Consider the following 11,481-nt stretch of genomic DNA (forward strand, 5'->3'; position numbering starts at 1 on the left):
AGCCCGGAGCCTCGGCTCCGGGCGCCCGCTGGCCAGCCCCGGACGACTGTGATGCAATGTCTCTCCCCCAGCGTCCGCGCCCTGCCGCCCGCCCTCATGGTCAAACCACGCCTGTTCCGCCAACTGCTGCTGACCCTGCTGGCGCTCCTGCTGATCGGCGCCTGCGGCTATGCCGGCTATCGCCTCAGCGAAGCCAGCGGCATCCGCGCCCTGGCCGGCAATGGTGAACGCCAGCTGGAGCTCAACGCCCGCGCGGTGGAAAGCGAGATCAACCAGTACACCTACCTGCCCAGCCTGCTGGAGCTGGAAAACAGCGTCAGCCGCCTGCTGCGGACGCCCAGCACGGAGGACCGCCAGCGCCTCAACGACTACCTCGAAGGCCTCAACCGCCGCAGCGGCAGCCTGGCCACCTATGTGCTGGACCGCGAAGGCCGCGTGGTGGCGACCAGCAACTGGAACCAGGCGGACAGCTACCTGGGCGAGGACCTGTCCTTCCGCGCCTATTTCCAGGATGCCGTGCGCGGTCGCCCGGGGCGCTTCTATGGCATCGGCAGCACCACCGGTGAGCCCGGCTACTACCTGGCCCACGGCCTGCGCAGTCACGGCCGGGTGATCGGCGTGGCCGTGGTCAAGGTGCGCCTGGACGCCCTGGAGAAGCGCTGGGCCGACGCCCGCGTGGAGGCCTACGTCAGCGACGAAAACGGCATCATCATTCTCTCCAGCGATCCGCGCCGCCGGCTCAAGGCCATCCGCCCGCTGGACGCCGCCAGCCGTGAACGCCTGGCGCGCAGCCTGCAGTACCACTGGGCGGCGCTGGAGGAGATGCAGCCGCTGGCCCGCCGCGAACTGGCCGACGGCCTCGAGGAAGTGCGCCTGGCCGGCGCCGACGGCCAGCCGCGCGACTACCTGCGCCAGAGCCGGCCGCTGGCCGACAGCCCCTGGCACCTGACCCTGCTCACCCCGCTGGACGACCAGCGCCGCGCCGCCAGCAGCCACGCCATGCTCGCCGCCGTGGCCTGCGCCCTGCTGCTGCTGTTGGCCCTGGTGCTGAACCAGCGGCGCAAGGTGATCGCCACCCGCCTGGCCGCCCGCGCGGCGCTGGAGCGGGCCAACAGCGAGCTGGAGCGCAAGATCGCCGAGCGCACCGCCGACCTGCAGGCCAGCAACACCCGCCTGCAGGACGAGGTGCGCGAACGCCAGCAGACCGAGGCGACCCTGCGCCAGGCCCAGGACGGCCTGGTGCAGGCCGGCAAGCTGGCGGTGATCGGGCAGATGTCGACCAGCATCGCCCACGAACTGAACCAGCCGCTGGCGGCCCTGCGCACCCTCTCGGCCAATGCCGCGCGCTTTCTCGAACGCGGCGCCCTGGATACCGCCGGCAGCAACCTGCAGGCGATCGGCGAACTGGTCGACCGCATGGGCCGCATCACCGCCAGCCTGCGCGCCTTCGCCCGGCGCGGCGGCGACCGCGGTGAGGCCGGCCTGGAGCAGGCGGTGGAGGCCGCGCTGTTCCTCCTGCACAGCCGCATCGAGCAGGAGCGGCCGAGCCTGCACCGGCAGTTCGCCGAGGCGCGCCTGGCCATCGACCAGACCCGCCTGGAGCAGATCCTGGTCAACCTGCTGAGCAATGCCCTCGACGCCCTGCGCGAGCAGCCGTGCCGCGAGCTGTGGCTGAGCGGCAGCGCGGCCGGCGACAGCTACCATCTGGAGGTGCGCGACAGCGGCGCCGGCATCGCCCCGGACGTGCGCGCCCACCTGTTCGAGCCGTTCTTCACCACCAAGCCCGGCGAGAAGGGCCTGGGCCTCGGCCTGACCCTGTCCGCCAGCCTGGCCGCAGCCGCCGGCGGCAGCCTGGCCGTGCGCCACCCGGAGGAAGGCGGCAGCGCCTTCATCCTCAGCCTGCCGATCCTGCGCGAGGGGAATCACCGCCATGACTGAAACGCTGAGCGTCCTGATAGTCGAAGACGACCCCCACGTGCTGCTCGGCTGCCAGCAGGCCCTGCAGCTGGAAGACATCGCCAGCATCGGCGTGGGCAGCGCCGAGGAGGCGCTGGCCAAGGTCGGCGCGGATTTCCCCGGCATCGTGGTCAGCGACATCCGCCTGCCGGGCAGCGACGGCCTGACCCTGCTGAGCCGCCTCAAGCAGCGCGACCCGAGCCTGCCGGTGGTGCTGATCACCGGCCACGGCGACATCGGCATGGCGGTCGGCGCCATGCAGGACGGCGCCTACGACTTCATCGAGAAACCCTTCTCCCCCGAGCGCCTGGTCGAGGTCGCCCGCCGCGCCCTGGAGCAACGCGGCCTGGCCCGCGAAGTCAGCGCCCTGCGCCGCCAGCTGGCCGGGCGCCAGGCCCTGGAACAACGCCTGATCGGCCGCTCACCGGCCATCCAGCAGCTGCGCGAGCTGATCGCCAACGTCGCCGACACCGGCGCCAACGTGATCATCGAAGGCGAGACCGGCACCGGCAAGGAGCTGGTGGCGCGCTGCCTGCACGACTTCAGCCGGCGCCAGGCCAAGCCCTTCGTCGCCCTCAACTGCGGCGGCCTGCCGGAGAGCCTGTTCGAGAGCGAGATCTTCGGCCACGAGGCGCACGCCTTCACCGGCGCCAGCAAGCGGCGGATCGGCAAGATCGAGCACGCCGACGGCGGCAGCCTGTTCCTCGACGAGATCGAGAGCATGCCGCTGGCCCTGCAGATCAAGCTGCTGCGGGTGCTGCAGGAACACAGCCTGGAGCGCCTCGGCTCGAACCAGCCGATCGCCGTGGACTGCCGGGTGATCGCCGCGACCAAGGCCGACCTGGCCGAGCTGGGCAAGCGCGGCGAGTTCCGCAGCGACCTGTACTACCGGCTCAACGTGGTGACCCTGGAGCTGCCGCCGCTGCGCGACCGCCGCGAAGACATCCTGCTGCTGTTCGAGCACTTCCTGCAGCTCGCCGCGCTGCGCTTCGACCGTGCCCCGCCCGTGCTCGACCGCAGCACCAGCGCCGCCCTGCTGGCCCACGACTGGCCGGGCAACGTGCGCGAGCTGCGCAACGTGGCCGAGCGCTTCGCCCTCGGCCTGCCGGTGTTCAAGGGCAGCGGCGCGGTGCCGGACGGCCACGAGCCGAGCTTCGCCGAGGCGGTGGAAGCCTTCGAGCGCAACCTGCTCGGCGCCACCCTGGAGCGCCACGCCGGCAACCTCAGCCAGGCCGCCCAGGCCCTGGGCATGGCCAAGACCACGCTGTTCGACAAGGTGAAGAAGTACGGCCTGGGCTGAGAACCTGTTCAAAGTCTGCTGCGCGTCGGCCATGCTGCGTTGAAATCGGACTCAGAATGCTCATTTACAACTCGTAAACTGCGCTTCTTCGCCCGATTTCGCCTTGCCTGGCTCTAGCTCGCGAGACTTTGCACAGGTTCTGAGCCCCGGCGACTCGCTCGTAGGGTGCGCCGCGCGCACCGATAACCCCCGCGAGTGCCTGGTGCGCACGGCGCCCCCTACGGCAGGCCTCGCAACCTGGCAGGGCGAAGCCACGAGCCACCGCTCAGTTCAGGCGCATCCAGTACGGGGCGCCCTGGTAGGTGAAGACGATGCCGTCGCTGGTGATCTGCTGCAGCTGCAGGTCGTCGGTCAGACGGTCGCCTTCGTGCAGGCTGCGCCCCTTGGCGCGGATGAAGCGGGCGCTGCTGTCCGCGGAGTAGACATGGGCGTTGATGCCCAGTTCGCGCACCTGCCGCTGGATGCCGGAAGGCAGGCCCTTCCAGTGGCTGACGCCGTTGAGCTGGGCGCCCTGGCCCTGCCCCGCGTCCTCGGCGCCGCGTTGCGGAATCGGCGGCGGTGCGCGGCGCTCGCGGGTCAGCGAGGCCTGCGGCGGCGTCACCCGCCCGGCGGCCACCGGCAGCTCCAGCACCACCGGCGCCGCGGGGCGGGCCGGCGGCGGCTGGTCGTCGAGCTGGATGCGCGTGCCGGCCATGCTCTGCAACTGCGACAGGCCGGGGGCCTGTGGATCGGTGGGCGCCGCCGGAGCGGGCACGGCAGCGACTGCGGCGGGCGGCGGCGGGTTCGGGGCGACCGCGGCAGGTGGCGCGGGCGGCTCGGCGGCCGGTTCGGGCTGGCGGTTCATCATCACCCAGCCGACCGCCAGCACCGGCAGCAGGCCGGCCAGCATCGCCCAGCCGCGACCGATGCCGCGGCGCGGCGCCGGGCGGTAGGCACTGGTCGGCTCCTGGGCCGTGTCGATATGGGGGATCTCGCCCAGGTTGCGCTGGCTTTCCGACTGTTTCAGCGCATTGAGGATGTAGGACATGGCCTCACTCCCAGTCCGCTTCGGCGGCGGCGGTCAGCAGGGGAATACCGGGTTCGGTCAGGGTGCTGAGGCGGATCAGGGTCTGCGGCCCCAGTACCGCATCGGTCGCCAACTGGTATTGATGCTGGAAGGCCAGCACCTGCATCTGCAGGGGCTCGTCGTAGCGCTGGCGCTGGCCGCGCGGCGGCTCGAGACCCTGCAGCTTGGCCAGGCGCGCCGCCAGCCACGGCACCACCGGGCTGCTGGTCTCCGGGCGCAGCGGTTCCTGGTAGCCCGGCGGCAGGCGCCAGAGCAGCAGCGCGCCGGCGTCCAGCCAGTTGCGCAGGTCCTCCAGCTCGACCTCGCGCGGCTCGCCGGCGACGTCCAGGGTGGCGCGCCCGGTCTGCTGGTCGAGGCCGACCAGGGTGGCATGGAAGCGCTGCCCGCCGGCATTGCGCAGGCTGATCACCGCCGGCAGGTTGAAGCCGAGCAGTTCCTCGAGCGGGCCGGGGGTCTGCAGGCAATCCAGCCCGTGCTGACGGGCGAAGCGGCAGATCACCGGCGCCTGCTGCGGGTCGTAGTCGAGCCCCCAGAGATCGAACAGGCGCTGGTAGGCCAGCACCTCGGTGGCCGTCAGGTCGGTGCCCGCCGGCCATTGCCACTGCGCCGGGCTCGACGGCAATAGCGCGGGCTGCACCTGGCCGCCCGCCGGCAGTTCGCTGGCCTCCGGTTCGGCGGCCGGAGCCGCTACCGGCTCCGCCACGGGCACGGGTAGCGGGGCGGCCGGTGGCGCCGGCACCTGCTCGACCGGCACGGGGCGCATCCAGGCCAGCAGCTCGCGCCCGCCGGGAATCAGGAAGCCGCCCAGCAGCAACAGCAGCAGCGCCAGCGGCAGCAGCGCCCAGCGCCAGGTCGACGCGGGCGCGGCGAACTGGCCGCGCACTTCGCGCGCCGCCCGGTTGAGCAGCCACCAGTTGACCCGTGGCCGGCGCTCGACATAGGCGCCGAGCAGGGCGCGGTCGCAGATCACATTGATCATCCGCGGCACCCCGCCGGTCAGGCGGTACAGGCGGTGCAGCGCCGCCCGGCTGAACAGCGGCGCATCGCGTCCGCCCACGGCCAGGCGATGGCCGACATAGGCCGGTAGCTCCTCGCGGGACAGGGCGTGCAGGTGGTAGCGCGCGGTGATGCGCTGGTCGAGCTGGCGCAGCTCGGGGCGGGCCAGGGTGGCGAGCAGTTCCGGCTGGCCGATCAGGATGATCTGCAACAGCTTCTGGCTGCTGGTTTCCAGGTTGGTCAGCAGGCGGATCTGCTCCAGCACGTCGAGGCCGAGGTTCTGCGCCTCGTCGATGATCAGCACGGTATTGATCCCGCGCCCGTGGGCTTCCAGCAGGTGCTGGTTGATCGCGTCGATATAGCCCTTGATCCGGTGGCTGTTGTGCGGGCGGTGGATCTTCAGCTCGTCGCAGATGGCCTCGAGCAGCTCGGTGATGCTGTACTTGGGATTGAGGATCACCGCGACTTCGGTGTTTTCCGGCAGCTGTTCGAGCAGGCAGCGGCACACCGTGGTCTTGCCGGTGCCGACATCGCCGGTCAGCAGGACGAAACCGCCGTTGCAGTTGATGCCGTAGAGCAGGCTGGCCAATGCCTCGCGGTGCTGCTCGCTCAGGTACAGGTAGCGCGGGTTGGGCGCTATGGTGAACGGCAGTTCGGAGAAGCCGAAATAATTGCTGTACATGGACGTCTGACCTCGCAGTCTACCTGTGACTATAGAAGTCGTCAGAGCACTTTCCAGTCCGGTACGGGCATACGTCCTTTCGTCGGCGGAACAGCCAAATCGTCGCCCCGATCTACACTGTGTAAAGAGGATCGCCTGTTTGGAGTAGCAGAATCACGCTACTGTATCAAAGGCTTAACACATGTCCGCGATAGTCTCCGAAGCGCCCGGCGCCCCCCGCCGCGCGCTGCTTCTCGATCTCTCCAGCGAAGAGACCCCGCCGCCTCTGCAGCATCTGCAGGACTGGGTATTCGACCGGGTCACCACCCTGGATAGCGCCCAGGGCCTGCTGAAGTTCCATCAATACCGGGTCGGCATCGTCATGCTGCCGGAGCTCGCCGAGGAGCAGTACGAGCAGCTCGAAAGCCTGCTCGACCACGACGAGCACCTGTCCTGGGTCGCCCTGACCCGCTCCGGGCTGCTGGAACAGCAGAATTTCCGACGACTGATCTACGAGCACTTCTACGACTACTTTTCCCTGCCGCTGCAGGGCAACAGCCTGGATCACCTGCGCCACGCCCTCGGTCATCTGGACGGCATGTCGCGCCTGCGTGCCCTGGAGCAGGAGGCCCTGGTGCCGCTGGCCGAGTTCCAGATGGTCGGCGGCAGCCGGCATTTTCTCGCCATCTTCGACCAGATCCGCCGGGTCGCCGGGGTCGAGGCGCCGGTGATGATCCGCGGCGAGACCGGGGTGGGCAAGGAGATGATCGCCCGCGCCATCCACCAGCGTTCGCCGCAGGCCGAGGGGCCGTTCGTCGCGGTGAACTGCGGCGCCCTGCCGGAGACGCTGATCAATGCCGAGCTGTTCGGCTACGAGAAAGGCGCCTTCACCGGGGCCTACAAGCGCAAGATCGGGCGCATCGAGGCGGCGCAGAACGGCACCATCTTCCTCGACGAGATCGGCGACCTGCCGCCGCAGATGCAGGTCTACCTGCTGCGCTTTCTCGAACAGAAGACCATCGAGCGCCTGGGCGGCAACCAGAGCATCCAGGTCAATGCGCGGGTCATCGCCGCCACCCACGTCAACCTGGAACAGGCGGTGGCCGACGGCACCTTTCGCGAGGACCTCTACTACCGCCTCAACGTGCTGAGCATCTATGTGCCGCGCCTGGCCGAGCGCGGCAACGACATCGAGCTGCTGGCGCGCTACTTCCTGCACAAGTTCGCCAAGGAGTACGGCACCAGCTCGCGCGGCCTGACCCGCCAGGCCATCGGCGCCCTGCTCAGCCACAGCTGGCCGGGCAACGTGCGCGAGCTGATCAACCGCATTCGCCGCGCCCTGGTGATGAGCGAGAACCGCATGATCAGCGCGGCCGACCTCGGCCTCGAGGAATGCGAGAGCCTGGACATGGTCATGCCGCTGGAGCAGGCCCGCGCCCATGCCGAGGAACTGGCCGTGCGCAGCTGCCTGAGCCACTCGATGAACAACGTGTCGCAGGCCTCAAAACTGCTCGGCGTGTCCCGTGTAACCCTCTATCGCATGATGGACAAATACGGCATCCGTTAAGCGCAGCTGTAACGACCGAGCAACAGTCGACCGCCCCGGCGCCCCGCGTTTAGCGCGGCGCCCCGCCTGGGGCGGGCCTTTCAGGGCTTTGGCGTGCTACCTGCATGATTTCTCCGGCCAGTACGGAGGTAAGCAGCATGCCCGAACGCGGTCGCCGAGCCACCGATCTGCAGACGCCGGAAAGAAGAGGCAGCGGCGCCGCGGAAGTGGTCGGCGCATGCCCGGAAAGCGGCATGCTGGCCTTCCCCCTGTTCAGCGAGCCGCCCTTCGTCAACTGGTACCACTACCGCAAGCAGCGCATCCAGCATCGCCAGCATCCCTCCAGTTCGCCGCCAATCCTGCTGTGGGACGAAGCGGAAGATCCCTGAGCACCTGTTCCGAGCGCCTGCTGACGATCTCTCTCAGGGTGCGCCGCGCACACCACAAACCACACACCGGCCTGCGGTGCGCACGGCGCACCCTACGCAAGGGCCTGAAATCGGTGGATTCGCCTCGTTGGCAGAGCCGGGAAAATAGCCTGAACAGGCTCTGAGCCACGCCCTCCTGCACCGCCCCTCCCGCCGACCCCGACCCGCCCGCGCCACGCGCCGGCAGCGCCGTGCGGCCATTCACCCCGGGCGCAAGGCCAGCATTTGGCCATGATTTCAAAGCGCCATTAGTGGCTGAAAGCCAGTGTGACAGCACGCGCATTTCCACCGCCGGCTCGATGAACGGTAGCAAAGAGCCGATGCTCGGCTCGACTTGCCCCCAGGCCTCTAGCGCGAGCCTTTCGCCTGCCCGGCGAAAAAGTTCCAGATCGTTTTTTAACCAAACCTCTACAGCCTTATGCCTCGTTTGTATAAAAAACGAACAAATCGCGTGATAGATTCCGCTCCCGTAACAGCTGTACAGAAAATGAACAGTACAACCCTGGCATCTGTTACAGGAAATACCCCGCTGCATTGCGCAGTGAACAGTGAGGTTTGCCGATCCACGCACTGGCATTACATGTCGTCGAAGATCGAGGGGCTTTAATCGGGCAGCCGCGGCTGCCCACGTTGTATCGCTACAGAAAGCTCCTCTCCCGACAAAGGCATAACCAGGGCAACCTGGCGACGCAAAGTCACGGGCCCTCATGGGTCGCCGGACTGCCGAAGGAGACATCCCTCATGGACAGCCGTGAAGAGGAACTTTTCTGAACCTGATTCAGGAGAGCCTTCATGCGCCCGTCCCAGCCCCGTTTCGCCCTCGCTTTGGCCATTCTGGCCGCCAGCCTCGCCCCGGCCGCCCTGGCCCATCCGCTCGACACCCAGGCCCAGGCCGCCAGCAGCACCGGGCAGGCCGCCCGCGCCGCGGCCACCGGCCAGACCAAGGCACTGTTCGACCTGCAACAGCGCTGGCAGAACGCCGGCGGCGAGGCCAAGGCCCACCTGCAGCAGCAGATGCGCGACCAGGCCGAACAGCGTCGCGCGCTGCTCAGCGAACTGGCCCTGCAGCAGCCGGGCGAAGTGCTGCGGGTTGCCGTGCCGACGGACAAGCAGGGCCAGCTGCCGAGCGAAGTGCTGGCGCTGGTGGAAGAAGCGGTGGAAGTGGAAGGCGAGCTGGAGATCATCCATGTCGACAACTTCGAAGACCCCAGCCTGAACCGCATCGAACACCTGCTGAAGACGCCCTATGGCGAGCAGGTGCGCCTGCATGACGCCGGCCACAGCCACCGCGAGCTGCAAACCGGGCAGAAGGTGCGCCTGAAAGGCGTGCTGATTCCCGCCGGCGCCAACGCCAAGTCGGGCGAGGCCGGCGAGCTGGTGGTCGCCAGCTTCGACGAGGACATCCTCAGCCTGGCCGCCGGCAGCGCCGCCAGCTACGGCAGCCAGCCGGGCGTGCAGGCCAACACCGTGGGCGAGCAACGCACCCTGGTGATGATGGTCAACTTCCAGGACGCCCCCAGCAACAAGCCCTGGACCAGCGCCGACATGCAGTCCATGTTCAGCAACCAGATCAACCCCTTCTACCAGGAAGTCTCCTACGGCCAGACCTCGTTCCAGGCCACCGTACTCAACTGGCAGACCATCGCCACCAACAGCAGCAGCTGCGACCGCACCGCCATCACCAACCTGGCGGACCAGGCGGCCACCGCCGCCGGCCATGTGCTGAGCAACTACGACCGCCTGGTCTACGCCTTCCCGGTGTCCTCCGCCTGCGGCTGGGGCGGCCTCGGCAGCGTCGGCGGCAAGCCGTCGCGGGCCTGGCTCAACGGCTCGTTCAACCGCGGCGCCTACACCCACGAACTGGGCCACAACCTGGGCCTGTACCACTCCCATGACCAGGTCTGCGCCGGCAGCACCCTGGGCAGCAACTGCACCGTCAAGGAATACGGCGACCTTGCCGACACCATGGGTGCCGGCAAGGGCCACTTCAACGCCTACCAGAAAGACCGCCTGGGCTGGTTCGGCAACCGCATCCTCACCGTCGCCAGCTCGGGCAGCTACCGCCTGGCGCCGCAGGAGTTCAGCGGCAGCCTGCCGCTGGCCCTGAAGACCCTGAAAAGCGTCGACCCCACCAATGGCGCCAAGACCTGGTACTACGTGGAATACCGCCAGGCCATCGGCCTCGACAGCCCGCTGAGCGCCTACGAGTCCTCGGGCGGCAACCTGCACAAGGGCGTGTCCATCCACAGCGGCATCGACCTCAACGGCAACGCCAGCTACATGCTCGACATGACCCCGGAAACCTCGGGCTGGTATGACGCCGCCCTGGTCGCCGGCAAGCGCTTCAGCGACAGCACCAGCGGCGTCAATGTCAGCACCCAGTGGGCCGACGGCAAGGAGGCCCTGGTGGACGTCAGCCTGGGCGCCGAGCAGTGCGTGCAGAGTGCGCCGAGCCTGAGCCTGACCGCCAGCGGCGACAACTGGGTCAGCGCCGGCACCGCAGTGAGCTACACCCTGAACCTGGTCAACCGCGACAGCGGCAGCTGCACCAGCCGCAGCTTCAACCTGAGCGCCGGCGTGCCCAGCGGCTGGAGCGCCAGCCTGAGCAAGAGTTCGGTAAGCCTGGCCGCCGGCGCCAGCACCAGCGCGACCCTCAGCGTGACCTCGGCGAGCAGCGCCCCGGCCGCCTACTACGACATCATCACCAACGCCGTCAGCGGCAGCCAGAGCGTCAGCGCCTCCGCCCTCTACGTGGTGGAAGCGGCCGCCGCCAACACCGCGCCGGTGGCCAAGAGCGACAGCGCCAGTGGCAGCGCCGGCACTGCGGTGACCGTGGCCGTGCTGGGCAACGACAGCGATGCCGACGGCGATGCCCTGAGCGTCAGCTCGATCAGCGGCGTGAGCAACGGCAGCGTCAAGCTCAACGGCGACGGCAGCCTGACCTTCACCCCGAACAGCGGCTACAGCGGCACCACCAGCTTCACCTACAGCATCAGCGACGGCCGTGGCGGCAGCGCCAATGCCCCAGTCAGCGTCAGCATCGCCGCCAGCGCCCTGCAGGCACCGGTGGCCAATAACGACTCGGCCAGCCTGAGCAGCCTGAACCCGGTGGTGATCGCGGTACTGGCCAACGACAGCGACCCGCAGGGCGCCAAGCTCAGCCTGGTCAGCGTAACCCAGGGCAGCAAGGGCACCGTCAAGGCCAATGCCGACGGCACCGTCACCTACAGCCCGGGCCGCGGCCTGAAGAGCACCGACAGCTTCACCTACAGCATCAGCAACGGCAGCAAGGTCGCCAGCGCCACCGTGCAGGTCAGCCTGGTCAGCAGCGGCGGTACGGGCGGCAATGGTGGCAAAGGCAAATAAGGCCGAGCCGCAAGCTGTATATAAAGAGGGCGATGCCGCGAGGCATCGCCCTTTCCCCATGTAGGGTGGGTGAAACCCGCCTTGCATCGCCCGCCGCGCGGCGTGCTCCCGCCCTGCCCGGCCGCACGGGCTGTGCGTGGGAGCGAATTCATTCGCGATCAG

7 protein-coding genes and 1 riboswitch are annotated in these 11,481 nt (G+C 68.7%); of the genes, 5 read left to right on the plus strand and 2 right to left on the minus strand.

Annotated features, from left to right (window positions below; genetic code table 11):
* The first annotated feature begins 51 nt into the window (after nucleotides 1–51).
* Complete coding sequence (locus F3I16_RS01380; RefSeq protein WP_160491992.1) at nucleotides 52–1,938, plus strand: ATP-binding protein; 1,887 nt, start codon at nucleotides 52–54, stop codon at nucleotides 1,936–1,938.
* Nucleotides 1,931–3,256, plus strand: a complete 1,326-nt coding sequence (locus tag F3I16_RS01385) for a sigma-54 dependent transcriptional regulator (RefSeq protein ID WP_160491993.1) — start codon at nucleotides 1,931–1,933, stop codon at nucleotides 3,254–3,256. Before F3I16_RS01380 ends, F3I16_RS01385 begins: the two co-directional genes overlap by 8 nt.
* Nucleotides 3,257–3,521: 265 nt before the next feature.
* Here F3I16_RS01385 and F3I16_RS01390 read toward each other — a convergent pair whose 3' ends face one another.
* Together F3I16_RS01390 and F3I16_RS01395 are read right to left on the minus strand one after the other, a co-directional pair.
* Nucleotides 3,522–4,283 (minus strand): general secretion pathway protein GspB, encoded by a 762-nt coding sequence (locus F3I16_RS01390; RefSeq protein WP_160491994.1) that lies wholly within the window; start codon nucleotides 4,281–4,283, stop codon nucleotides 3,522–3,524.
* 4 nt (nucleotides 4,284–4,287) lie between these two features.
* Nucleotides 4,288–6,000, minus strand: coding sequence for an ExeA family protein (locus F3I16_RS01395; RefSeq protein WP_160491995.1), 1,713 nt, complete (start codon nucleotides 5,998–6,000; stop codon nucleotides 4,288–4,290).
* Nucleotides 6,001–6,181: 181 nt separating this feature from the next.
* Between F3I16_RS01395 and F3I16_RS01400 the strand changes: the two genes are divergently transcribed.
* The 3 genes from F3I16_RS01400 (at nucleotide 6,182) to F3I16_RS01410 (ending at nucleotide 11,319) form a co-directional block, all read left to right on the plus strand.
* Nucleotides 6,182–7,546, plus strand: a complete 1,365-nt coding sequence (locus tag F3I16_RS01400; RefSeq protein ID WP_160491996.1) for a sigma-54 dependent transcriptional regulator — start codon at nucleotides 6,182–6,184, stop codon at nucleotides 7,544–7,546.
* 137 nt (nucleotides 7,547–7,683) lie between these two features.
* Nucleotides 7,684–7,914 (plus strand): hypothetical protein, encoded by a 231-nt coding sequence (locus tag F3I16_RS01405; RefSeq protein WP_160487892.1) that lies wholly within the window; start codon nucleotides 7,684–7,686, stop codon nucleotides 7,912–7,914.
* Nucleotides 7,915–8,607: 693 nt separating this feature from the next.
* Nucleotides 8,608–8,681, plus strand: a riboswitch (cyclic di-GMP riboswitch).
* Between the two features lie 64 nt (nucleotides 8,682–8,745).
* Nucleotides 8,746–11,319, plus strand: coding sequence for an Ig-like domain-containing protein (locus F3I16_RS01410; protein ID WP_160491997.1), 2,574 nt, complete (start codon nucleotides 8,746–8,748; stop codon nucleotides 11,317–11,319).
* The last annotated feature ends 162 nt before the right edge of the window (nucleotides 11,320–11,481 follow it).

It is taken from the genome of Pseudomonas sp. L-22-4S-12, assembly GCF_009799935.1.
In the GTDB taxonomy this organism is placed as follows: Bacteria; Pseudomonadota; Gammaproteobacteria; order Pseudomonadales; family Pseudomonadaceae; genus Aquipseudomonas.